Genomic DNA, 23,905 nt, shown 5'->3' on the forward strand with positions numbered 1-23,905 from the left:
TCGGCGTCTCCAGCCCGCCTGGAAATATTTCGCAATATCTTTCGCAACGCCCTTCGCGCGTAGTACCCGGGAGTCGGGAGGAGACTCCAGTTCGGCCAACGAGGCAGCCGACGTGAAACGAACCGCCATCATGCAGCCCTATTTCTTCCCGTACCTGGGCTACTTCAGCCTGATCAAGCACACCGACCTGTTCGTGCTGTTCGATACGGTGCAGTACATCCACCACGGCTGGATCGAGCGCAACCGCATCCTCAAGCAGCAGGACGGCTGGCTGTACATCCGCGTGCCACGCGTGAAGCACCACCGCGAGACGCTGATCAAGGACGTGCGCCTGGACAACCGCCAGGACTGGCGGCGCAGCCTGTTCTCGCAGCTGGACGTGTACCGCAAGGTGGCGCCCTACTACCGCGACGTGCGGGAAATGATCGCCGCCTCGCTGGATCACCCCTTCGAGGACATCGTCTCGCTGAACAAGGCCACCCTGGAGGCGACCTGTGCCTACCTGGGCTTCCCCCGGCAGATGCCCGTTCTCTCGCGGATGGAGCTGCCGATGGAGCGGCCGACCGCGCCGGACGAGTGGGCGCTGAACATCTGCAAGGCACTGGGGGGTGTGGAGGAGTACTGGAACCCGCCCGGCGGGCAGAGCTTCTTCGACCGCGGCAAGTACGAGGCCGCCGGGCTGACGCTGCGTTTCCAGGAACCGCGGCTGGTGCCCTACGAACAGAAACGCCCGACCTTCGAGGCGGGTCTGTCGATCATCGACGTGATGATGTTCAACTCCCCCGCCGATACCTCGCGCATGCTCGATGCGTATGAACTGAGCTGAGCGCGGCTTTACAAGCACCAGACCAGGACCGGCGCCAGCAGCAGGTTGAACAGCCCGGTCAGGACCATCAGCAGCCCCGCCGCCGAACCTTCCTCACCGCCGAACTCATAGGCCCGGCTGGTACCCGCGCCGTGGGCGCCGACGCCCAGCAACGCGCCGCGGGCCAGGGCTGAGCGCAGGCGCAGCACCTTCATCAGCACACCACCGATCAGCGCGCCGAACACCCCGGTGATCATCACGAAGGCCGCGGTCAGCGCCGGCACGCCGCCCAGGTCGTGGGACATCTCCATGGCGAACGGCGTGGTGATCGAGCGCGGAATCAGCGACAGCGTCACCTGGCCGTCCAGGGCCAGCGCATGGGCCAGGGCCCAGGAGCTGCCGATGGCCATGGTCGAGCCAGCCAGCATACCGGTCAGCAGCGCCGGCCAGTGGCGGGCCAGCAGGGCGCGCTGCTGCCAGATCGGAATGGCGAAGGCCACGGTGGCCGGGCCGAGCAGCGCCACCAGCCAACTGGTATCGCGGGCGTAGTCGGCGTAGCGGGCGTGCAGCGGGATCGCCAGGGCGAACAGCAGCACCGGCACGAAGACGATGGGCGACAGCCAGTACTGCTGGAATCGGCGGTAGAGGGTACGGCTGAGCAGGTAGCCGCCCAGGGTCACGGCCAACCAGAACAGCGCTTGCTTATCGAGGCTCATGGCGCGAACTCCGGTTGCACATCCATTCCACCGCCAGGGCGGTGGAGAGCATCACCAGCACGGTGCTGGCGGTGATCACCAGCAGAATCTTCCAGCCTTCGCTGCGCAGCAGCGGGCCATAGTCCAGCAGGCTCATCAGCGCAGGGATGAAGAACAGCAGCATCTCCGCCAGCAGCAGACCGGCACCGCCCTGCAGCAGGGCCGGGCGGATCGCCCCGCAGGCGAACAGCGCCAGCAGCAGCGCCAGGCCGATCACCCCACCCGGCAGCGGCAGGCCGCTGAGGGTGGCGATCCAGCCGCCGATCCACCAGAAGGCGGCGAGAACGGCGAGTTCGAAGATCAGGCGGGCGGCGCGGCGGAACATGGCGGCGATCTCGGTGCGTGGGGCGGATGAAGAAATCGGTTGGGAATGGCGCAAAGCCTACTCCCGCGCCTATCACCCCCAAAGCGAATAGATCGAATCGGAGCCATTCCATAATGGAATTCAAGCAACTGCGCACCTTCGCCGAAGTCGTGCGCCACGGCAGTTTCACCCAGGCGGCGGTGCACCTGAACGCCAGCCAGTCGGCGGTGAGCAAGCAGGTCGCCCAGCTGGAACAGAGCCTGCGCGTGCAACTACTGGAACGCAGCGGCCCGCACATCCGCCTGACCGCCGCCGGCGAGGTGGTGCTGCGCCGCGCCGAAGACATGCTGCGCCTGCGCCGCGAATTGCACACCGAACTGGACGACCTCACCCAGCTGCACCGCGGCGAACTGCGCCTGGGCCTGCCACTGCTGGGCGCCGACGCTCTGTTCGCCGGGCGCTTCGCCGAATACCGGCGGCGCTACCCGAACATCGATGTGCACCTGATCGAGGGCGGCAGCAAGACCATGGAAGAAATGGTCCGCAGCGGCGAACTGGAGCTGGGCGGCGGCCTTACGCCGGACGAACCCGGCTTCGACTGGCAACCCTTCTGCAATGAGCCGCTGGACGTCCTTCTCCCCGCCGCGCACCCGCTGGCCGGGCGCGAGAGCCTGGAGCTGACGGAGCTTTCCGATACGCCCTTCCTGCTCTACCAGCAGAGCTTCACCCTCAACGACCGCCTGCTGCGCGCCTGCCGCGAGGCCGGCTTCGAGCCGAAGGAAGGCGGCCGCAGCGGCCAGGCGGACTTCCTCGGCGCCCTGGTCGCCGCCGGCCAGGGCGCGGTGCTGCTGCCGCGGGTGGTGGCCAGGGACCTGGAACGACCGGGCCTGGTACGTGTGCTGCTGAGCCAGCCGGACCTGCGCTGGGACATCAGCTTCATCTGGCGGCGCGACGCCTACCTGTCGAATGCGGCGAAGGCGTGGTTGCGGCTGATGCAGGAGATGCCCTTGCATCCGGCGTGAAGCGGCTTCGCGAGCAAGCTCGCTCCTACCACACACCCCACCGCCGTGCGGTCGGGGAGCAATCGCGGACGGAGTCCGCTCCTACGCAGGCGCGGCGCAACGGCATCTACCGGTGGCCACGAATCCATCCGCGCAGGGAGCCTTCATGCAGGAGCCAGCCCTACCCGCGCCCCGCTGGTAGGGCCGGCGCATGCAGGGAATAACCGAGCTGGGCGGGTTCGCGAGCAAGCTCGCTCCTACCACTCGCCCCACCGCCGTGCGGTCGGGGAGCAATCGCGGACGGAGTCCGCTCCTACGCAGGCGCGGCGCAACGGCATCTACCGGTGGCCACGAATCCATCCGCGCAGGGAGCCATCATGCAGGAGCCAGCCCTGCCCGCGCCCCGCTGGTAGGGCCTGCGCATGCAGGGAGTAACCGAGCTGGGCGGGTTCGCGAGCAAGCTCGCTCCTACAGGAAGCACACACCTGCGTTCGGCTCCGCATCTGGCTCTGGCTCTGGCTCTCAAAAGACTTCCAGAGAAACATCCGCGCACTCCGAACGCCCCGTTCAGGAGGCCTCGTTGAAGCGGAGTTTCAGGGGTTGAGCGACATGGATGTCGCGAGAGCCGCGATGGGCCAGGGATGGCCCTTCGCGGCGGGCCCCTGAAACTGCGCTTCAACGAGGGTATTTTTCGCCTAAGCGAAAAACCGGATGATTGGGGCAAGACCTTTGCCTACTTTGGGTCGTTTGCCAAAGTAGGTCGCCCGAGGGGCGAAACACGGATTCAACGCGCATTCCAATGCGGCGCTGAACGACTGACGAGACGCAGACGAGAGTTCATTGCGGTATCAGAGTCTGCAGGAGCGCCGACCCTGCCGACGGATCGCGACCCGCACCACCAGATAGGACAAGGTTTTTGGCCACCTACGACGCGAGATGAATTCGCTATGCCGAATCAAACCAGCTCAGCAAATTCCCCCATCAACCTCGGCCACTCCTGCTGCGCCTGCACATCATCGGCCAGCAACTTGAACCCCGCGAACTCGAACGCCGGCGACACCGTACAACCCACCAGCACGTAATCCCCCAGGCAGCGCGCCGCCTGCCAGGCATGGGCAGGCACCGCGCGCTGCGGCAGGCTGCCCTCGCCCACCGGGCCGAGGATCTCGCGGCGTACCGGCGCAGCCGGTTGCTCGGCGATCAGCAGCTCCAGCGGCGAGCCTTCGTGGAAGTGCCACAGCTCATCGGCATCCACACGGTGCCAACGGCTGACCGTGCCGGCCGGCAGCAGGAAGAGAATGGCCGACGATTGCGGCCGATCACCGGCGCCCACCCGGCTCGATTCGAACACCCGCCGATAGAAGCCGCCCTCGGGATGCGGGGCGAGCTGCAGGGTCTCGATCAGGTAGCGGGCGCGGGGATGCATCAGGCCTTCAGCGCGGCGATGAACTCGGCCAGCCACGGCTCGGAATCGGTCTCCTGGTCCACCGTCTCGCTGCCATCCAGGCGCAGCATCGGCACCACTTCCTGCACACCCAGCTCGGCGTACAGCTCGCGCACCTGCTCGCCGCCTCCGCAGTAGGTATCGCCGTAGCTGGAATCACCCAGCGCCAGCACGGCGCCCGGACGGCCGCGCCAGTCGGCCGGCAGGCGGTCGCGGATGGCGTGGAACAGCGGCTGGAAGCTGTCCGGCAGGTCGCCCATGCCGGTGGTGGCGGTCACCACCAGGAAGGCTTCGGGAGCGAATTCGAGCACGGCATCCAGGGTCGCACGCGGGTCGTACCAGGCCTCGAAACCGGCCGCTTCGAGCAAACGCTTGGCGTGACGCGCGACTTCTTCGGCGGTGCCGTAGACCGAACCGGACAGGATGGCGACTTTCATGTTCACTCCCACAAGGCAAGACAAGGCCGCCCATTATGCCCCATCCGTGCCGCACCGCGCCGGGGCTGGTATAGTTTTGCCCTACCCGGCCGCTGGGACATTGTCCGCTGCGGCGCTTCCCCTGTGGATTTTCGCGAGGCGCGCATGGGCCAGACCCCAGCCCCCATCCTGATCACCGGCGCCAGCCAGCGCATCGGCCTGCATTGCGCCAGACGCCTGCTGCAGGATGGCCAGCCGGTCATCGTCACCTATCGCCAGGGCGCTCGACATGAGAAGCCCGGCATCGCCGAACTGCGCGAGCTGGGCGCTACCTGCCTGCACGCCGAACTGGGCGATGAGGCCGGCATCCTCGCCTTCATCGACGAGCTGAAGTCGCGCACCGATCGCCTGCGCGCGATCGTCCACAACGCCTCGGCGTGGATTGCCGAACAGCCCGGCGGCGACGCCCAGGCCTTCGAAACCCTGTTCCGCGTGCACATGCTGGCGCCCTACCTGATCAACCTGCGCTGCACTGAACTGCTCGAACGCGACGCGGCCGAACGTGGCGCACCGGCGGACATCATCCACCTTTCCGACGACGTCGCCCGCAAGGGCAGCGCCAACCGCATCGCCTACTGCGCCAGCAAGGCCGGTCTGGACAACCTCACCCTGTCCTTCGCCGCGAGTCTTGCGCCACGCATCAAGGTCAACGGCATCGCGCCGGCACTGATCCTGTTCAACGAAGGCGACGACGACGCCTACCGCGCCCGCACCCTGGCGAAGTCCGCCATGGGGATCGAGCCCGGACCGGACGTGATCTACCAGAGCGTGCGCTACCTGCTCGACAGTCCCTACGTGACCGGCACCACCCTGACCGTCAACGGCGGCCGGCACCTCAAATGACCCGCCCGGTGCGGGCGCGAGGAATTCCCACGATGAACGAAGACCTGTCTCACCACTACCGTGAGATTCTCAAGGGGCTCGGCGAAGACCCGACCCGCGAAGGCCTGCTCGATACCCCCAAGCGCGCGGCCAAGGCCATGCAGTACCTCTGCCACGGCTACGGGCAGACGCTGGACGAGATCGTCAACGGTGCGCTGTTCGCCTCGGACAACGACGAGATGGTCATCGTCAAGGACATCGAGCTCTACTCGCTGTGCGAACACCACCTGCTGCCCTTCATCGGCAAGGCCCATGTGGCGTACATTCCCACCGGCAAGGTGCTGGGCCTGTCGAAGGTCGCGCGCATCGTCGACATGTTCGCCCGCCGCCTGCAGATCCAGGAGAGCCTGACCCGGCAGATCGCCGAGGCGGTCCAGCAGGTCACCAACGCCGCCGGCGTCGCCGTGGTGATCGAGGCGCAGCACATGTGCATGATGATGCGCGGCGTGGAGAAGCAGAACTCGGTGATGAACACCTCGGTGATGCTCGGCGCCTTCCGCGCCTCCACCAATACCCGCCAGGAATTCCTGCAACTGATCGGACGGAGCAAGTGAAATGACGCAATTGCAGCCGGGCATGGCGCGGATCCGGGTCAAGGACCTGCGCGTACGCACCTACATCGGCATCAAGGAAGAGGAAATCCTCAACAAGCAGGATGTGCTGATCAACCTCACCATCCTCTACCCGGCCGCCGACGCGGTGCAGGTCAACGACATCGAGCATGCGCTGAACTATCGCACCATCACCAAGGCGATCATCGCCCACGTCGAGGAGAACCGCTTCGCCCTGCTCGAGCGCCTGACCCAGGAACTGCTCGACCTGGTCATGGCCAACCCGGCCGTGCACTACGCCGAGGTGGAAGTGGACAAGCCCCACGCCCTGCGCTTCGCCGAGTCGGTATCGATCGCCCTGGCGGCCCAGCGCTGAGCGGCGATCTGCGCTTGCACGCCCGTGCCAGTCGGCCAACGGGCGTTGCTGGCAGATCGCCCGCCTCTTAGAATCCCGCCAGCCCCGCCATGCGCCTCTGATGCGCCTTGAGTAGATAGACACGCCATGACCGAGCCGATGAACCTGACCGACCAGCAGCGCACCGAACTTGAAGCCGCGGCGTTCCGCACCCTGGTGCAGCACCTGCGTACCCGCAAGGACGTGCAGAACATCGATCTGATGAATCTTGCCGGGTTCTGCCGCAACTGCCTGTCCAAGTGGTACAAGGCCGCGGCCGACGACATGGACCTGGCGGTCAGCCCCGACCAGGCCCGCGAAGAGATCTACGGCATGCCTTACGCCGAATGGAAGGCCAAGTACCAGACGGAAGCCTCGCCCGAGCAACAGGCGGCCTTCGACCACGCGAAGAAACACTAAGAGTTTGCCTTGATGACCCTCACCGATTTCCGCTCGCGCCTGCGCAGCGAGCAGCACCTGTTCACCGACACCCTGGCGTACATCGCCGAGCACTACAGCTACACCCCCAGCGCCTTCACCAACGGCAGCGTGGAAAACCCTGCCGGGCAGAACGAGGGTTCCTGCAAGACCCTGGGTTTTGCCATCCTCGAAGGCCTGAGCCAGGAAGAATCGCTGCTGGCGTTCGGCGAACACTACCGCGCCGTGCGGGAGAACCCCGAAGGCAGCGACCACGCCAACATCCGCGCGCTGCAGACCACCGGCCTTGCCGGCGTCAACTTCGAGCGCCAGCCGCTGTCGCGTCGCGGCTGAGGCTTTACGGCACGATGAAAAAGCCCCGCAGATGCGGGGCTTTTTCATGGACGCAGGAACAGTCGCGGCGATCCGCTCGCGCAGCTGCCGAAACGTCTCACGGCACCGCCATCAATGGCAGTTCACTTTCTTCCCGTGCCTTGCCCATCAGCCATTGGCGGAACAGCAGCACTTCCGGTGGCGGGCGGTTGCCGCTCTTGGGCAGCAGCAGGTAGTGCGCCTGGTCGATGGGCAGTTCGCCGTCGAATGCCGCCACCACCTTGCCTGAATCGAGATACGGCTGGGCCAGGCTGCGCAGCACCAGGGCGAAGCCGGAACCGGCGGCGGCCAGCTCCAGCGCGGTCAGCGACGTGTCGACCTGGATGCCCTTGCGGCTGGTGAAATCGGCGACCCCGGCGGCGCGGAACCAGCGCGTCCACAGGTCCTCGCAGCCCATGATATGGATCATGTTGCCCTGGGCCAGGCGCACCATCTCGCCGCCGCTTTCCACGCGTTCCAGCCAGGCCGGGCTGCACACCGGAATCGAGGCTTCGGTCTGGATCAGCTCGACATCGAACCCTTCCCAGTGGCCATCGCCAAAACGGATGTCGATCGCGCTCTGGTCCGCGCCCAGCGCATCGGCCCAGATATCGGCGAACAGCCGCACCTCGATCGACGGATAGGTCGCCATGAACTCGCCCAGCCGTGGCGCCAGCCACAGCACGGCGAAGGCCGCCGTCGAACGCACGGTGATCGAGCGATCACCACGGCTGCCGAACAGCCCGACGGTGGACATCGACAACTCGTCGAAGGCCTTGCGAATCGACGGCAGGTAGGCCAGCCCCATGTCGGTCAGGCGCACACCGCGCGGCAGGCGCTCGAACAGCTGGAAGCCGAGGTACTGCTCCAGGGAACGGATCTGCAGGCTGACCGCCGCCGGCGTCATGTGCAGCTCGTTGGCGGCGGCGGAGAAACTCAGGTTGCGTGCTGCCGCTTCGAAGGACCGTAGCCACGGCAGATGAGGAAGCTGATGACCCATCCTGCACCTTTAAATTTTTTTGCCCCAAAGGAGCGTTTTTTCTTGTTTGTCTTGACCTGAGCCTCTCTCAAACAATCCCCCCAACGCAAGAGCAGCAGGTCGTGCCCAACGGGCCGCCACAGGGAATCACCAGGGGAGGGACGCATGTCGTCATTGGGGGAGTTCGACTACATCATCGTCGGCAGCGGATCGGCCGGCTCGGTCCTTGCCGAACGGCTGTCCAGCGAGGGCCAAGCCTCCGTGCTGGTCCTCGAAGCGGGCGGCAGCGACCGGCGCTTCTGGATCAAGGTGCCGATCGGCTACGGCCGGACCTTCTATGACGAGCGGGTCAACTGGAAGTACAGCACCGAGCCGGACCCGGCGACCAAGCAGCGCCGCAGCTACTGGCCGCGCGGCCGGGTGATCGGTGGCTCCAGCTCGATCAACGCGATGGTCTACTGCCGCGGCCTTCCGGTGGACTTCGACGGCTGGCGCCAGCAGGGCAACCCAGGCTGGGGCTGGAGCGACGTGAAGCCCTACTACGAACGCATCGAGCGCCGCGTCGACGCCCAGGGCAACGAGCAGCCGGGCGGCCCGCTGTATGTCTCGGACGTCAGTAGTCAACTACACCCGCTGCGCGAGCACTTCTTCGCCGCCGCCCAGGAGCTCGGCCTGCCCTTCACCGCGGACTTCAACGGGCCCAACCCGGAAGGCGTGGGCAGCTACCACATCAACACCCGCGCCGGCGTGCGCTGCTCGGCCGCCGACGCCTTCCTGCGCCCGGCCCTGCGGCGCAGCAACGTGCGCCTGCTGACCCAGGCGCTGGCCCGGCGAATCCTCTTCGAAGGCCGTCGCGCCAGCGGCATCGAGTTCGAGCACAACGGCCAGTTGCTGACGGCGCGGGCGCGGCGCGAGGTGATCCTCAGCGCGGGGGCGATCAACTCGCCGCAACTGCTGCAACTCTCCGGCGTCGGTCCGGCCGACCTGCTGCAGCGCCTGGGCATTCCGGTCGTCCTCGACCAGCCGCTGGTGGGCGGGCAACTGCAGGACCACCTGGGCATCAACTACTTCTACCGCTCCACCGAGCCGACCCTCAACAACCAGCTGGCGCCCCTGCACGGCAAACTGCTCGCCGGCATGCAGTACCTGCTGACCCGTCGCGGCCCGCTGAGCGTCAGCGTCAACCAGTCGGGTGGCTTCGTCCGCGCCGACGAACACAGCAGCGCGCCGGACATGCAGCTGTATTTCAACCCGGTGACCTACTCGACGGCGCCCGAAGGCAAGCGCCCGCTGATGAACCCCGACCCGTTCCCCGGCTTCATCATTTCCTTCCAGCCGTGCCGGCCGCTGAGCCGCGGGCGCATCGACATCCGCTCGGCGAATCCACGGGAAACGCCGGTGATCCATCCCAACTACCTGTCCGAGGAAGAAGACATCCGCGGCGTGATCGCCGGCGGCCGCCTGATCCAGCGCCTGATGCGCACCCAGGCGCTGCGCCGGCTGGCGCAGGAAGCCATTCCGCCAGACCTCGACGGCATGGATGACGAGCAGATCCTCGACGACTTCCGCGAACGCTGCGGCTCGGTGTTCCACCCGGTGGGCACCTGCGGCATGGGCCCCGACGCACGTCGCTCGGTGGTCGACGGCCGCCTCCGAGTCCACGGCCTGGACGGGCTGCGCGTGGTGGATGCGTCGATCTTCCCCACCATCACCTCGGGCAACACCAACGCTCCCACCATCATGGTGGCGCACAAGGCCGCGGACCTGATCCTGGCCGACCACAAGCAAAAGGTATGCGCATGATGCGAATCAGCAAGCTCGAAACGTTCTGCAACGCGTATGTGGGGTTCGTACGGGTCACCAGCGAATGCGGAGCGACGGGCTGGGGACAGCTCTCCACCTATAACGCCGACATCACCGCGCAGGTCTTCCACCGGCAGATCGCGCCCTGGGCGCTGGGCGCCGATGCGCTGGACATCGAGCACCTGGTCAGCGTGATTCCCGAGCGCGAGCACAAGTTTCCCGGCAGCTACCTGTACCGCGCCATTGCCGGGCTGGACACCGCCCTGTGGGACCTGCGCGGCCAGCTCGAAGGCAAGCCGGTGGTCGAACTGCTGGGCGGCACGGCGGGCAAGTTGCGCGCCTACGCCTCGTCGATGAAGCGTGACATCACCCCCGAGGCGGAGGCCGAGCGCATGCTGCGCCTGCGTGATCGCTACGGCTTCGATGCCTTCAAGTTCCGCGTCGGCCGCGAATGCGGCCACGACCTGGACGAATGGCCCGGCCGCACCGAAGCCATCGTCCCGGTCATGCGCCGCGCGCTGGGCGACCGTGCAGAACTGCTGGTCGACGGCAACTCCGGCTACTCGCCACGGCGCGCCATCGAAGTCGGGCGGATGCTCGAACAGCACGGCATCGTCCACTTCGAGGAGCCCTGCCCGTACTGGGAGCTGGAGCAGACCCGGCAGGTCCGCGAGGCGCTGGCGCTGGATGTCACCGGCGGCGAACAGGACTGCGAACTGGCCACCTGGAAACGCATGATCGAGATGCGCGCCGTGGACATCGTCCAGCCCGATGTGCTCTACCTCGGCGGCCTCTGCCGCTCGCTGAAGGTGGCCGGCATGGCTGCCGAGGCCGGTCTGCCGGTGACCCCGCACAGCGCCAACCTGTCGCTGGTGACGCTGTTCACCATGCACTACCTCAAGTCGCTACCCAACGCCGGCAAGTACCTGGAGCTGTCCATCGAAGGCGCGGACTACTACCCCTGGCAGGACGGCCTGTTCGTCGACTCGCCGTACCGCGTGGAAGACGGTCACGTCACTGTCAGCGATGCACCCGGCTGGGGCGTGGAGATCGCCCCGCAGTGGCTGGAAAAATCCACCTACCAGATCAGCGAGGTGGCCCGATGAGCCAGACCGTCGACGCACTCATCCACGAATACTTCGCCAGCGGCACCCTCGCCTACCTGCCCGACTCGCACTTCATCGACGGCGCCTGGCGCACCTCCGCCAGCGGCGAAACGATGGAGGTGTTCGATCCCGGCCTGGGCAAGGCCTTCACCCAGGTTGCCGCCGGCGATGCAGAAGACGTCGATGCTGCCGTGGAAGCTGCCGATGCCGCCCTGCGCGGGCCGTGGCGCCGGATGCTGCCGGCCGATCGCAGCCGCATCCTGCTGCGTGCCGCCGAAGCCATCCGCAGCAATGCCCAGCGCCTGGCGGTGATCGAAACCCTCGACAACGGCAAGACCCTCGCCGAGGCGCAGAGCGACGTGCGCAACACCGCGCGCATCTTCGAGTACTACGCCGGCATCGCCGACAAGCTGCAGGGCGAGACCATTCCCCTGGGCGCCGATCACTTCTCCTGCACCCAGCTCGAACCGGTCGGCGTGACGGCGCACATCATTCCCTGGAACTACCCGATCTCCACCGCCGCCCGCAGCCTGGCTCCGGCATTGGCCGCCGGCTGTACAGCCGTGCTCAAGCCATCGGAACTGACGCCGCTGAGCGCCCTGCTGCTGGCCGGCCTGCTGCAGCAGGCCGGGCTGCCACCGGGGGTGTGCAACGTGGTGAACGGCACCGGTGCCAAGGTCGGCGCGGCGCTCACCCAGCACCCGAAAGTGCGCCACGTAACCTTCACCGGTTCGGTGAATACCGGCATCCACGTGATGCAGGCCGCCGCGCGCAATATCGCCAGCGTCACCCTGGAACTGGGCGGCAAGTCGCCGGCCATCGTCCTGGCCGACGCCGATCTGGATGCCGCGCTGGAAGACGTGCTCTGGGCGATCTATTCCAACGCCGGACAGATCTGCTCCGCCGGCTCGCGACTGATCATCGAGCGCAGCGTGCACCAGCAATTCGTCGAGCGCCTGGCCGCACGCGCCAGGCAACTCAGCCTGGGCCACGGGCTGCGCAATCCGGACATCGGCGCCATCACCACCGTCGACCAGTTGCAGAAGATCGAAGCCTTCGTCGAGGGTGCGCGCGCACGTGGCGTGCACATCGCAGCCGGTGGTCGACGCAGCTGCGATCCGGCGACCGACGCGGGCTGGTTCTTCCAGCCGACACTTCTGGATAACCTGGCGACGAGCGATCCGCTGGTTCAGGAAGAAGTCTTCGGACCGGTGCTCTCGGTGCAGGTCGCCGACAACGCCGAGCACGCGCTGGAGCTGGCCAACGCCACGCCCTTCGGCCTCGCCGCCGGCATCTATACCCGCGACTTCTCCAGGGCCATGCGCCTGGCGCGCGACCTGGATGCCGGACAGATCTACATCAACGAATATTTCGCCGGCGGTGTGGAGACGCCTTTCGGTGGCAACAAGCGCTCCGGCTTCGGCCGCGAGAAAGGCCTGGAGGGACTGCGTGCGTACTACGCGGTGAAGACCATCACTGCACGCATCTGAGGGCCGGCCGCCCTGCCCCTGGCCAACACCGTTCGAGACGAATCCTGACAAGACAGCCAATAAGAAGGAACACTCATGGGCAACCACACCGACGACCTTGCACAACGCCTGCTCCTGCAACTGCAGCAGGGACGGATCGATCGCCGCAGCTTCATGAAGGGCATGCTCGCCGCCAGCGCGGGTGCCGCGTTGAGCTCCGGCCTTGCCGGTCAGGTGTTCGCCGCCGAGCAGGCCGGAACGCCAAAACGCGGCGGCCACTTCAAGCTGGGCATTGCCTCGGGCTCGACCACCGACTCGTTCGATCCGGGCACCTACGGCGACAACTACATGCAGTCGGTGGGGCACTCGGTGCACAACTACCTCACCGAGATCAGCAACAGCGGCGAGCTGGTCGGCGAACTGGCGCAGAGCTGGGAGCCCTCGCCCGACGCCAGGGTGTGGACCTTCACCCTGCGCGACGGCGTGGAGTTCCACAACGGCAAGTCGCTGGAGGCCGCCGACGTGGTGGCCTCGCTCAACCACCACCGTGGGCCGGAGTCGCGCTCCGCCGCCAGCAGCATCCTGGCGCCCATCACCGACATCCGCGCCGATGGCAAGAATCGCGTCATCGTCACCCTCAGCGGCGGCAACGCCGACTTCCCCTATCTGGTGTCGGACTATCACCTGCCGATCATGCCCGCCAAGGACGGCGCGGTGGACGCCAACGCCGGCGTGGGCTGCGGCGCCTACATCCGCGAGAGCTTCGATCCGGGCGTGAAGACCGTGGTCAAGCGCAACCCCAACTACTGGAAGACCGACCGTGGCTGGTTCGATTCGGTGGAGTTCCTGGTGATCGCCGACGTCGGCGCCCGTACCAACGCGCTGAACACCGGCGAAATCCACGCCATGAACGGCTGCGACCTGAAGACCGTGCACCTGCTCAAGCGCAACCCGCGCCTGGAGGTTTCCTCAATCAAGGGCGGCCAGCACTACAGCCTGCCGATGAACGTCACCCAGGCGCCGTTCACCGACCGCAACGTGCGCCTGGCGCTCAAGCACGCCATCGACCGTGACGCCCTGCTGCAGACCATCCTGCGCGGCCACGGCGAAGTCGCCAACGACACCCCGATCAACGCCGGCTACCGCTACTTCAACAGCGAAATTCCGCAACGGCCGTACGATCCGGACAAGGCCCGCTTCTATCTCAAGCAGGCCGGCCTCGACAGCCTCAAGGTCGACCTCAGCGCCGCCGATGCGGCCTTCGCCGGTTCCGTGGACACCGCCGTGCTGTTCAAGGAGCACGCGGCCAAGGCCGGCATCGACATCAACGTGGTGCGCGAGCCCAACGACGGCTACTGGAAGAACGTGTGGATGAAGAAGCCCTGGAGCATGGATTACTGGGGCGGCAAGCCGACCGAGGACTGGGCCTTTTCGCTGGTCTACGGCAAGGGCGCGGCGTGGAACGAAACCTTCTGGGACAACCCGCGCTTCAATGAGCTGCTGCTCAATGCCCGCTCCGAATTGGACGACGGCAAACGCCGGCAGATGTACGGCGAAATGCAGCTGCTGCTGCGTGACGAAGGCGGCGCGCTGATCCCGCTGTTCGCCAACTACGTCGACGGCATCTCCAGCCTGATCGGCCACGACCGCATCGGCAACAACTGGGACCTGGACGGCCTGCGCGCCGCCGAACGCTGGTGGTTCGCCTGAGCGCCGGTCAGCGCTCGCCATCAGGGTTAACCCAAGCCGCCGGAGGCCCGTCGACATGCGTCATCCGTTATTGAAAATGCTCACCCAGCGCCTGCTGCTGGGCCTGCTCAGCCTGTGGGTGGTGTCGATCATCATCCTGCTGGGCGTGTCGTTCCTGCCAGGCGACATCGCCACCGAGATCCTCGGCCAGTCGGCCACGCCCGAAGCCGTGGCCGCGTTCCGCCAGACGCTGGGGCTGGATCAGCCGTTGTACCTGCGCTACGTGCACTGGCTGGGCGCGATGCTGCAGGGCGACTTCGGTCACTCGCTGGCCAACGGCCGGGCCATCGCCGAACTGCTCGCCACGCGCCTGCCCAATACGCTGCTGCTGGCGTTGTTCGCCGCCCTGATCGCAGTGCCGCTGGCACTGGCGCTGGGCTTCCTGGCGGCGATCTACCGCAATGGCCTGTTCGACCGCATCGTCAACGTCACCACGCTGAGCTGCATCTCCTTCCCGGAGTTCTTCCTCGCCTACCTGCTGATCCTGCTGCTGTCGGTGAAGGCCGGCTGGCTGCCCAGCCTGGCCAGCGTCGATGCCAGCCAGCCGCTGTCCGAGCGCTTGTACTACATGGCGCTGCCGGCACTGACCCTGACGCTGGTGGTGGTCGCGCACATGATGCGCATGAGCCGCGCCGCCATCGTCAACCTGCTGGCCAGCCCGTACATCGAGATGGCCCGGCTCAAGGGCATGCCGCGCTGGCGCATCATCCTGCGGCACGCGCTGCCCAACGCCTGGGCGCCGATCATCAACGTCATCGTGATCAACCTCGCCTACCTGATCGTCGGCGTGGTGGTGGTCGAAGCAGTGTTCGTCTACCCCGGCATGGGGCAGTTGATGGTCGACTCGGTGAAGAAACGCGACCTGCCGGTGGTGCAGGCCTGCAGCCTGGTGTTCGCCGCGACCTACATCCTGCTCAACCTGAGCGCCGACATCCTGGCCACCCTCACCAACCCCAGACTGAGGCACCCGCGATGATCGATCAGGGCCATCTGGCGGCACAGCCCGCCGAACACCGAAGCGCACAGCGCGGGACCACCTCTCGCCTGGGCAACGCCCTGCGCCTGCTGCGGCGCGCGCCCTGGAGCGCGCGCCTGGGCCTGGCGATCATCGCCGTCTATGTGCTGGCGGCACTGCTCACGCCGTGGATCGCGCCCTACGGCGAATCCCAGGTGGTCGCCGCCGAGTTCGAACCCTGGAGCCGGCAGTTCCTGCTGGGCACCGACAACCTCGGACGCGACCTCTTCACCCGCCTGCTCTACGGCGGCCGCAACACCCTGGGCATCGTCCTGCTGGCGACCTGCCTGGCCTTCCTCCTCGGCGGCATCGCCGGCCTGCTGGCGGCGGTGCGCGGTGGCTGGACCGATCAGCTGCTGTCACGCCTGGTCGACGTGCTGATGGCCATCCCGCAACTGATCTTCGCCCTGCTGCTGCTCACCCTGTTCGGCACCTCGGTGCCGATGCTGATCGCCATCATCGCCGTGCTCGACTCCACCCGCGTGTTCCGCCTGACCCGCGCGGTAGCCGGCAACGTGGTGGTGCTGGACTTCGTCGAGGCCGCCCGGCTGCGCGGCGAGGGCAGCGCCTGGATCATGTTCCGCGAGGTGCTGCCGAACATCCTGCCGCCCCTAGTGGCGGAGTTCGGCCTGCGCTTCTGCTTCACCTTCCTGTTCATCAGCGCGCTGAGCTTCCTCGGCCTGGGCATCCAGCCGCCCACCGCCGACTGGGGCTCGATGGTGCGCGACAACGCCACGCTGATCAGCTACGGCGAAATCACCCCGCTGCTGCCGGCCGCGGCCATCGCCATCCTCACCATCGGGGTGAACTTCGTAGTGGACTGGTTCCTGCACATGACGAGTGGGCTGCACGATGACCAATGAAAGCGCAAAGAGCCGTCGCGACGAACTCCTGCTGGACATCTCCGGGCTGCAGGTCCAGGCGCTGGACGGCAAGCCGATCATCCGCGGTATCGATCTCACGCTCCGCCGCGGCGAAGTACTGGGGCTGATCGGCGAATCCGGCGCGGGGAAATCCACCCTCGGCCTCTCAGCCATGGGCTACGAACGCCCCGGCTGCCGGATCAGCGCCGGCAGCATTCTGTTCGACGGCGAAGACCTGGCCAAGGCCAGCGAAACGCGCAAGCGCCAGCTGTGGGGCTCACGCATCGCCTACGTGGCGCAATCGGCAGCGGCATCCTTCAACCCGGCGCACCGGCTGATCGACCAGTACGTCGAAACCGCCGTGCAGCATGGCGTGATGCCCGAGCAGCAAGCGCGGACCGACGCCGTCGAGATGTTCCGGCGCATGCGCCTGCCGCAGCCGGAAACCTTCGGCCAGCGCTATCCGCACCAGGTGTCCGGCGGCCAGTTGCAGCGCGCCATGACCGCCATGGCGATGGCCTGCCGCCCTGACCTGATCGTGTTCGACGAACCGACCACGGCGCTGGACGTCACCACCCAGCTGGAGGTACTCGCCACCATCCGCGACCTGGTCCGCCAGTTCGATACCGCCGCGCTGTACATCACCCACGATCTGGCGGTGGTCGCGCAGATGGCCGACCGCATCATGGTCCTGCGCCACGGCCAGACGGTGGAGGAAGCCACCACCCGCAACATGCTCGACAACCCGCGCGAGGCCTATACGCAAACCTTGTGGTCGGTCCGCGCCCTGCAGCACGAACCGCGCGCGCAGGACGAAGACGCGCCGCTGGTGCGCTTGTCGAACATCAGCGCCAGCTATGGCCCGCTGCCGGTGCTGCAGGACGTGTCGCTGGAGATTCCCCGTGGCGCGACGGTGGCGGTGGTCGGCGAATCCGGTTCCGGCAAATCGACCCTGGCGCGAGTGCTCACCGGGCTGCTGCCGCCCCATCGTGGTACCACGACCTTCGCCGGCGAAGCGCTGCCCGCGCGCTGCCAGTCGCGCAGTGGGCAAACCCTGAAAGACATCCAGATGATCTACCAGATGCCCGACACCGCGCTGAACCCGCGCCAGCGCATCCGCGAGATCCTCGGCCGCCCGCTGGAGCACTACCTCGGGCTGCGCGGTGCGGAGAAGGAAGCGCGTCTGCATGAGTTGCTGGAGCAGATCGAGCTGCCACCCGAGCAGTACCTCGAGCGCTTCCCCGGCGAGCTGTCCGGCGGGCAGAAGCAGCGTATCTGCATCGCCCGTGCGCTGGCGGCGGAGCCGCGGCTGATCATCTGCGACGAAGTCACCTCGGCGCTGGACCAGGTGGTGGCCAAGGGCGTGCTGCAGTTGCTCAAGCGCCTGCAACGCCAGTTGGGCCTGTCCTACCTGTTCATCACCCACGACCTGGATACGGTACGCAGCATCGCCGACCGCGTGGTGGTGATGCACCAGGGCCGGATCGTCGAGCAGGGCCCGGCGCTGCAGGTCCTCAATCCCCCCCACCACGACTACACCGCGCGCCTGCTGGCTTCGGTCCCGGAAATGGACCCCGATTGGCTGAGCCGTCAATTGGATGCCCGCGCCGTAACGCCTGGAGTGACCGCATGAAGCAGAAGCTGCAACTGACCCAGCTCGAAACCGACCGGATGCTGCGCATCGCCCGCGACGAAGCGCAGCGCAACCAGTGGCCGGTATCCATCGCCATCGTCGACGACGGCGGCCATCTGCTGGCCTTCGAGCGTCTCGACGGTTGTGCGCCAGTGGCGGCCTACATCGCCACCGAAAAAGCCCGCACCTCGGCACTCGGCCGCCGCGAGTCCGGCGCCTACGAGCAGATGATCAACGGCGGTCGCAGCGCGTTCCTCAGCGTACCGCTGCTGCACGGCATGCTCGAAGGCGGCGTGCCCATCGTGATCGACGGGCAGGTGGTCGGTGCGGTGGGAGTATCGGGCGTGAAAGCCGAGCAGGATGCCCAGGTCGCCCGCAGCGCCGCCCTGGCGCTGGAGCAATAGGCAAGAAAAAGGCCCCGCAAGCGGGGCCCCTTCCTGCACGCCGGCTCTTCGGGCCGTTACAGGGAATCCAGGTAGCGCTCCACATCCAGCGCCGCCATGCAGCCGGCGCCGGCGGAGGTGATGGCCTGGCGGTAGACGTGGTCGGCGACGTCGCCGGCCGCGAAGACACCGGGGATAGAGGTCGCCGTGGCATTGCCATCGCGGCTGCCGCTGACCACCAGATAGCCATCCTTCAGTTCAAGCTGACCTTCGAACAGCGAGGTGTTGGGCGTATGGCCGATGGCAACGAACAGGCCATCTACCTTCAGCTCTGAAGCGTCGCCATCGTTATGCCGCAGACGCACGCCGGTAACACCCATGGCGTCGCCCAGCACTTCTTCCACCTGGGCGTTCAGGCGCAATTCAATCTTGCCCTCGGCGATGCGCGCCCGCAGCTTGTCCTGCAGGATCTTCTCGGCGCGGAAGCTCTCGCGGCGGTGCACCAGGGTCACCTTGCTGGCGATATTGGCCAGGTACAGCGCCTCTTCCACGGCAGTGTTGCCGCCGCCCACCACCGCCACTTCGCGGTTGCGGTAGAAGAAGCCGTCGCAGGTGGCGCAGGCGGACACGCCCTTGCCCATGAAGCTCTCTTCCGAGGGCAGGCCCAGGTAACGTGCGCTGGCACCGGTGGCGATGATCAGCGCGTCGGCGCTGTAGGTGCCGCTGTCGCCCTTGAGGATGAACGGCTTGCCGGCCAGGTCCACGGCGTGGATGTGGTCGAAGACGATCTCGGTCTCGAAGCGCTCGGCATGCTCCTGCATGCGCTGCATCAGCGCCGGGCCGGTCAGGCCGTGGGGGTCGCCCGGCCAGTTGTCGACTTCGGTGGTGGTGGTCAGCTGGCCGCCGGCCTGCATGCCGGTGATCAGCAGCGGCTTGAGGTTGGCGCGGGCGGCATAGACCGCGGCGCTGTAGCCGGCAGGCCCCGAACCCAGAATGATGACCCGTGCGTGACGATCGGACATGGCAGCCTCCTGGAGGGGGTTACAGAAGCGCAGAAAGAAAAGGGAGCTGCCAAAGCACCAGGGGGAAGGTTGGGAGGGCGGCAGCTCCACGGAAAGGTTTCTTGCGCGGAGCGCGGCGCCGGGAGACTGAAAGGCGCCGCGTTGTGACCGTGGTCACAGAACGCATTGTCCCGCAGAATCCCCGGATTCCCTTGAGATAAGTCAGGGAGACCCGGATTGGCCCTTGCTGCTCGTGCAGTTCGACTGGAGCGCAGCTTATCGCCGGGCGCCACGGCGACAGAAATGCCCAATCCCAATCCGCGCCATAGACAACACCTATTGAATAACCGGCAGCGATGAAAGACCCACGCCGAATCCATCGGCAGCCGCCGGCCAGCTGACTAGACTGAAACCGACGCCAAAGGCCAAACCTCAACGCATGAACCTTCGCGCCCGCCTGCTCTGGCTGTGCCTGCCCCTGTTCGCCGCGAGCCTCGCAGGGGTCTGGCTGCTGTCGGACCTGATCCTGCTCGACCGCTTCGATCGCGGGGACCGCCAGCGCCTGGCCGACGAGGTGCGCATCGTCCACAACCGCGTGGCCTTCGAGAAGCAGCGCTACCTGGACATCGTCCACAGCTACGCCTGGTGGGATGCCAGCTACCGCTTCATGCGCCTGCCGCAGTCGCGCTTCGTCGAGGACAACCTGGACAAGGACCTGCTGGGCATCCTCGGTTTCGACTACGTGATGTACGTCGACCGCGACGGCCGTATCACCGGCCAGCAGTGGAACCTGGGTAACCTGCAGCAGCGCTTCCCCGACCAGCCGATGCCGGACACCGACACCTTGCGCGGGAACATCCTGGCCACCGCGATCCGCCTGGGCGCGCTGGAGATGGACGGCGACTCGCGGCACACCCTCGACCAGTTGCTGCAGGTGGATGGCGTGCCGCAGCTGCTGCTCAGCTACCCGATCAGCAGTTCCTCCGGACGCGCCGAGCCGGCCGGCGCAATGATCGCCGGGGTGCTGCTCGACAGCGCCCGCCTGTCCAACCTGCAGACACAGATGGGCGCGCGCCTGCGCCTGGTCCACGATCAGGTCCAGGGCAACGACTGGCGTACCCTGAACATCCCCACTGGGCGCGGCGCCACCCTGCTCAGCTCGCGCCGGGTGCTGGACGAGAACAGCCAGCAGATGTCCCTGCTCTACCTGGATTCGCGCGGCAAGCCGCAGCTGCGCCTGGAAGTCACCAGCCCGCGCCCGCTCTACCAGCAGGGCCAGCAATCGGTGCGGCTGTTCCTCTACCTGACCCTCGCCCTGCTCGGCGGCGCGACGCTGCTGGCGTACCTGGCGCTGGAGTTCCGCATCATCCGCCGGGTCACCAGCATGAACCGCGAGGTCGCCGCCATCGGCGAAGGCGACAGCCAGGCCCGGCTGAGCAGCCAGGGACACGACGAGCTGGGCCAACTCGCCAGCCAGATCAACCTCACCCTCGACCGCGTGGAGCGCAGCGAGGCGCGCGACCGGGCGATCCTTGACGCGATCCGCGACGGCTTCTTCGAGATGGACAGCCAGGGCATCATCCGCACCGTCAACCCCGCCCTGTGCCGCATGCTCGGCTACAGCAGCGCCGGGCTGAGCGGCCAGCACTTCAGCGTGCTGCTGCAGGACGAAGACCGCCAGCGCGCCCGCAGCCTGTACCGCCAGGCCCGCGACGACGAACAGGAAACCACCTTCTCCGCGCCCTTCCGTCGGCGCGATGGCCGCCTGGTCAGTTGCGAGACGCGACTGTCGGCGATTCGCGACAACCAGGGCGGCTTCCACGGCTTCCGTGGCATCCTGCGCGACATCAGCGACCAGGTGGCGTACCAGAAGCAGCTGCTCGACCTGGCCTTCCGCGACACCCTCACCGGCCTGGGCAACCGCAAGGCGTTCAACGAACAGCTGCAGCAGGCGGTCACCCGTTGCGGGCGGGTGGCACTGCTGTATATCGACCTGGATCGCTTCAAGCAGGTCAACGACCGCTTCGGCCATGCCACCGGCGACGCCCTGCTCAGCAGCGTCGGCGAGCGCATGCGCGGCAGCCTGCGCCAGCCGGACCAGGCCTTCCGCCTGGGCGGCGACGAGTTCGCGGTGTTGCTGGAAAACGCCGAACCGGCCCAGGCCGAAGGGCTGGGCCAGCGCCTGCTGGACGTGCTCGGAGCGGAATACCGGCTGGCCGGCCAGGCCATCGACTTCGTCACGCCCAGCATCGGCATCGCCTTCTACCCGCAGGACGCCGTCGACGCCGACGCCCTCACCCGCGCCGCCGACATCGCCATGTACCAGGCCAAGCAGGAACGCAACCGCTGCTACCGTTATTCGGCGGCCTGAACTCCCCGCTGCCAAGCACATACCCGGCAAAACAGACGGCTCGCCGGCCCTTCGCCGGGTCTGCTAAGGTCGCCACGCTTTGCCCTTGAAAGATGCCCTGGAGATGCCGATGTCCACCCTGAGCGGCCCGCAATACCTGAGCGAAGGCCTGAAACTGATGATGCGCCCCGGCCTGCGACTGTTCGTCCTGCTGCCCCTGAGCATCAACATCCTGCTGTTCGTCGGCCTGATCGGCTTCGCGGTCAACCAGTTCAGCCACTGGGTCGACGCGTTGATGCCCAGCCTGCCGGACTGGCTGAGCTTCCTGCAGTTCATCCTCTGGCCGCTGTTCGTCGTGCTGGTGCTGCTGATCGTGTTCTTCACCTTCACCCTGCTGGCCAACCTGATCGCCGCACCGTTCAACGGCTTCCTCGCGGAAAAGGTCGAGGTGGTGGTACGCGGCAAGGACGACTTCCCCGAATTCAGCTGGAGCGAGCTGATGGCCATGGTGCCGCGCACCCTCGGCCGCGAACTGCGCAAGCTCGGCTACTTCCTGCCGCGCGCCATCGCGCTGTTCATCCTCAGCCTGATCCCCGGCCTGAACCTGATCGCCACCCCGCTGTGGCTGATCTTCGGCGTGTGGATGATGGCCGTGCAGTACATCGACTACCCGGCGGACAACCACAAGCTGGGCTGGAACGAGATGCTCGCCTGGCTGCGCAGCAAGCGCTGGGCGTGCATGGGCTTTGGCGGCATCACCTACCTGGCCCTGCTGATCCCGGTGGTCAACCTGATCGCCATGCCCGCCGCCGTGGCCGGCGCGGTGCTGTTCTGGGTGCGTGAAGGTGGGGAAAACGCGCTGGTGAAGTGACCCAGCGCCGCTGCCCGGCGGTTGTCACCTATCGATCATCGCACTGTCATCGGCGCGCCACTGCGCGCCGGGACACTGCGAGCATGACCACGACTCCCCTGCGCATCGCGCTGATCAGCGAAACCTTTCCGCCGGAAATCAACGGCGTAGCCAACACCCTCGGCCGCCTGACGTCGGGGCTGATGCGCCTCGGTCACCAGATCCAGATCGTGCGCCCGCGCCAGTACGGCGACGAAGGCCGCCACAGCGATGGCGAACTGGTGCTGACCCGCGGCTGGCCGCTGCCCGGCTATCCGGGCCTGCAGTGGGGCCAGTCGTGCCTGCACAAGCTGCTGCGCCACTGGAAGCGCGTCCGCCCGGACGTGCTCTACATCGCCACCGAAGGCCCTCTCGGGCTCGCCGCCCTACGCGCCGCGCGGCGCCTGCGGATCCCGGTGATCAGTGGCTTCCACACCAACTTCCAGCAGTACAGCGCGCACTACGGCTTCGGCCCGCTGGTGCGGCTGGTGACGGCGTACCTGCGCTGGTTCCACAACCGCACCCAGCAGACCCTGGTGCCCAGCGCCAGCCAGTCCCTGGAATTGCAGCGGCGCGGTTTCGAGCGGCTGGCACAGCTGTCGCGTGGCGTCGACAGCCAGTTGTTCAACCCCGCCCGCCGCGACGAGTCGCTACGCCGCGAATGGGGCCTGGGCGAGCGCGATATCGCCGTGCTGCACGTCGGCCGGCTGGCGGCGGAGAAGAACCTGTCGCTGCTGGGCAGCAGCTTTCGCGCACTCTGTGCGGCGCATCCGCAACTCAAGCTGCGCCTGGTGATAGTCGGCGACGGCCCGCAGCGCGCGCACCTGCAGAAGGAGCTGCCCGAGGCGCTGTTCTGCGGCCTGCAGCGCGGCGAGGAACTGGCCCGGCACTATGCCAGCGGCGATCTGTTCCTCTTCCCCAGCCTGTCGGAAACCTTCGGCAACGTGGTGCTGGAGGCCCTGGCTTCGGGGTTGGCAGTGGTGGCCTTCGACCAGGCGGCCGCTGGGCAGCATATCCGCCACGGCCACAATGGCGTGCTCGGCGTGCCCGGTGAGGAGCAGAGCTTCTTCGAAGCGGCGAGCTGGCTGCTGGGCGATACCGAGCGTCTGCGCCGGGTACGCCTGAATGCGCGTCACCACGCCATCCATCAGGCGTGGGACACGGTGGTCGAGCGCTTCGAAGGCTATCTGCAGGAAGCCTGCCGCACCGCCCTGCCGGGGAAGAGTCCCGGCGGGCTGGGCCACCCGGAAGCGCACAAGTAGCG

24 protein-coding genes are annotated in these 23,905 nt (G+C 66.9%); 18 read left to right on the forward strand and 6 right to left on the reverse strand.

Features of this window, described 5'->3' with window-relative positions; translation table 11 throughout:
- Positions 1–112: 112 nt before the first annotated feature.
- Positions 113–826 (forward strand): WbqC family protein, encoded by a 714-nt coding sequence (locus tag HNP46_RS23280; protein WP_311771836.1) that lies wholly within the window; start codon positions 113–115, stop codon positions 824–826.
- 8 nt (positions 827–834) lie between these two features.
- On the opposite strand, the gene HNP46_RS23285 is transcribed toward HNP46_RS23280, so the two are convergent.
- Entirely contained in the window at positions 835–1,521 is a 687-nt protein-coding gene (locus HNP46_RS23285; RefSeq protein WP_184593714.1) for an LrgB family protein, read from the reverse strand.
- The gene (locus tag HNP46_RS23290) at positions 1,508–1,885 is read right to left on the reverse strand and encodes a CidA/LrgA family protein (protein ID WP_184593935.1); all 378 of its coding nucleotides are present in this window, start codon (positions 1,883–1,885) and stop codon (positions 1,508–1,510) included. Before HNP46_RS23290 ends, HNP46_RS23285 begins: the two co-directional genes overlap by 14 nt.
- A 113-nt stretch (positions 1,886–1,998) precedes the next feature.
- Between HNP46_RS23290 and HNP46_RS23295 the strand changes: the two genes are divergently transcribed.
- Positions 1,999–2,886: a LysR family transcriptional regulator gene (locus HNP46_RS23295; RefSeq protein ID WP_184593716.1), complete on the forward strand. Its 888-nt coding sequence runs from the start codon at positions 1,999–2,001 to the stop codon at positions 2,884–2,886.
- A gap of 934 nt (positions 2,887–3,820) precedes the next feature.
- Here HNP46_RS23295 and HNP46_RS23300 read toward each other — a convergent pair.
- Both HNP46_RS23300 and HNP46_RS23305 read right to left on the reverse strand, forming a co-directional pair.
- Positions 3,821–4,291, reverse strand: a complete 471-nt coding sequence (locus HNP46_RS23300) for a cupin domain-containing protein (protein WP_184593718.1) — start codon at positions 4,289–4,291, stop codon at positions 3,821–3,823.
- The gene (locus HNP46_RS23305) at positions 4,291–4,746 is read right to left on the reverse strand and encodes a flavodoxin (RefSeq protein WP_184593721.1); all 456 of its coding nucleotides are present in this window, start codon (positions 4,744–4,746) and stop codon (positions 4,291–4,293) included. Before HNP46_RS23305 ends, HNP46_RS23300 begins: the two co-directional genes overlap by 1 nt.
- Before the next feature lie 144 nt (positions 4,747–4,890).
- On the opposite strand from HNP46_RS23305, the gene folM reads away from it, so the two are divergent.
- From folM to HNP46_RS23330, 5 genes are all read left to right on the forward strand, one after another.
- Positions 4,891–5,628, forward strand: coding sequence for a dihydromonapterin reductase (gene folM / locus HNP46_RS23310; protein ID WP_184593722.1), 738 nt, complete (start codon positions 4,891–4,893; stop codon positions 5,626–5,628).
- Between the two features lie 32 nt (positions 5,629–5,660).
- Positions 5,661–6,221, forward strand: a complete 561-nt coding sequence (gene folE, locus HNP46_RS23315) for a GTP cyclohydrolase I FolE (protein ID WP_184593724.1) — start codon at positions 5,661–5,663, stop codon at positions 6,219–6,221.
- Between the two features lies 1 nt (position 6,222).
- On the forward strand, positions 6,223–6,594 hold the full coding sequence (gene folX / locus HNP46_RS23320) for a dihydroneopterin triphosphate 2'-epimerase (protein WP_184593726.1): 372 nt from the start codon (positions 6,223–6,225) through the stop codon (positions 6,592–6,594).
- Between the two features lie 126 nt (positions 6,595–6,720).
- Positions 6,721–7,032 (forward strand): DUF1244 domain-containing protein, encoded by a 312-nt coding sequence (locus tag HNP46_RS23325; RefSeq protein WP_260403250.1) that lies wholly within the window; start codon positions 6,721–6,723, stop codon positions 7,030–7,032.
- A 12-nt stretch (positions 7,033–7,044) separates the two neighbouring features.
- Entirely contained in the window at positions 7,045–7,383 is a 339-nt protein-coding gene (locus HNP46_RS23330; RefSeq protein WP_184593729.1) for a HopJ type III effector protein, read from the forward strand.
- A gap of 97 nt (positions 7,384–7,480) precedes the next feature.
- Here the strand turns inward: HNP46_RS23330 and HNP46_RS23335 are convergent, their stop codons facing one another.
- The gene (locus HNP46_RS23335; protein ID WP_184593732.1) at positions 7,481–8,401 is read right to left on the reverse strand and encodes a LysR substrate-binding domain-containing protein; all 921 of its coding nucleotides are present in this window, start codon (positions 8,399–8,401) and stop codon (positions 7,481–7,483) included.
- A gap of 144 nt (positions 8,402–8,545) precedes the next feature.
- Between HNP46_RS23335 and HNP46_RS23340 the strand changes: the two genes are divergently transcribed.
- The 8 genes from HNP46_RS23340 to HNP46_RS23375 all read left to right on the forward strand — a co-directional run bounded on the left by HNP46_RS23340 (position 8,546) and on the right by HNP46_RS23375 (position 18,422).
- Positions 8,546–10,183 carry a GMC family oxidoreductase gene (locus HNP46_RS23340; protein ID WP_221455082.1) on the forward strand — a complete coding sequence of 546 codons (1,638 nt, stop codon included), beginning with the start codon at positions 8,546–8,548 and terminating at the stop codon, positions 10,181–10,183.
- Positions 10,180–11,289 (forward strand): mandelate racemase/muconate lactonizing enzyme family protein, encoded by a 1,110-nt coding sequence (locus HNP46_RS23345; protein WP_221455083.1) that lies wholly within the window; start codon positions 10,180–10,182, stop codon positions 11,287–11,289. Before HNP46_RS23340 ends, HNP46_RS23345 begins: the two co-directional genes overlap by 4 nt.
- Complete coding sequence (locus tag HNP46_RS23350) at positions 11,286–12,779, forward strand: aldehyde dehydrogenase family protein (protein ID WP_184593734.1); 1,494 nt, start codon at positions 11,286–11,288, stop codon at positions 12,777–12,779. Before HNP46_RS23345 ends, HNP46_RS23350 begins: the two co-directional genes overlap by 4 nt.
- A 75-nt stretch (positions 12,780–12,854) precedes the next feature.
- Positions 12,855–14,468 carry an ABC transporter substrate-binding protein gene (locus tag HNP46_RS23355; RefSeq protein WP_184593736.1) on the forward strand — a complete coding sequence of 538 codons (1,614 nt, stop codon included), beginning with the start codon at positions 12,855–12,857 and terminating at the stop codon, positions 14,466–14,468.
- A 55-nt stretch (positions 14,469–14,523) separates the two neighbouring features.
- Positions 14,524–15,483 carry an ABC transporter permease gene (locus HNP46_RS23360; RefSeq protein ID WP_184593738.1) on the forward strand — a complete coding sequence of 320 codons (960 nt, stop codon included), beginning with the start codon at positions 14,524–14,526 and terminating at the stop codon, positions 15,481–15,483.
- Entirely contained in the window at positions 15,480–16,385 is a 906-nt protein-coding gene (locus HNP46_RS23365) for an ABC transporter permease (protein ID WP_184593740.1), read from the forward strand. Before HNP46_RS23360 ends, HNP46_RS23365 begins: the two co-directional genes overlap by 4 nt.
- Positions 16,375–18,018, forward strand: coding sequence for an ABC transporter ATP-binding protein (locus HNP46_RS23370; protein WP_184593742.1), 1,644 nt, complete (start codon positions 16,375–16,377; stop codon positions 18,016–18,018). Before HNP46_RS23365 ends, HNP46_RS23370 begins: the two co-directional genes overlap by 11 nt.
- Entirely contained in the window at positions 18,015–18,422 is a 408-nt protein-coding gene (locus HNP46_RS23375; protein ID WP_184593744.1) for a heme-binding protein, read from the forward strand. Before HNP46_RS23370 ends, HNP46_RS23375 begins: the two co-directional genes overlap by 4 nt.
- A gap of 56 nt (positions 18,423–18,478) precedes the next feature.
- Here the strand turns inward: HNP46_RS23375 and trxB are convergent, their stop codons facing one another.
- Positions 18,479–19,423 (reverse strand): thioredoxin-disulfide reductase, encoded by a 945-nt coding sequence (gene trxB, locus HNP46_RS23380; protein WP_184593746.1) that lies wholly within the window; start codon positions 19,421–19,423, stop codon positions 18,479–18,481.
- A 418-nt stretch (positions 19,424–19,841) separates the two neighbouring features.
- Between trxB and HNP46_RS23385 the strand changes: the two genes are divergently transcribed.
- From HNP46_RS23385 to HNP46_RS23395, 3 genes are all read left to right on the forward strand, one after another.
- Complete coding sequence (locus HNP46_RS23385; RefSeq protein WP_184593758.1) at positions 19,842–21,773, forward strand: sensor domain-containing diguanylate cyclase; 1,932 nt, start codon at positions 19,842–19,844, stop codon at positions 21,771–21,773.
- Positions 21,774–21,882: 109 nt separating this feature from the next.
- Entirely contained in the window at positions 21,883–22,623 is a 741-nt protein-coding gene (cysZ, locus tag HNP46_RS23390) for a sulfate transporter CysZ (protein ID WP_184593760.1), read from the forward strand.
- 83 nt (positions 22,624–22,706) lie between these two features.
- On the forward strand, positions 22,707–23,903 hold the full coding sequence (locus HNP46_RS23395; protein WP_184593762.1) for a glycosyltransferase family 4 protein: 1,197 nt from the start codon (positions 22,707–22,709) through the stop codon (positions 23,901–23,903).
- Positions 23,904–23,905: the final 2 nt, after the last annotated feature.

The sequence above is a fragment of the Pseudomonas nitroreducens genome, from assembly GCF_014204515.1.
Classification (GTDB): Bacteria; Pseudomonadota; Gammaproteobacteria; order Pseudomonadales; family Pseudomonadaceae; genus Pseudomonas; species Pseudomonas nitritireducens_A.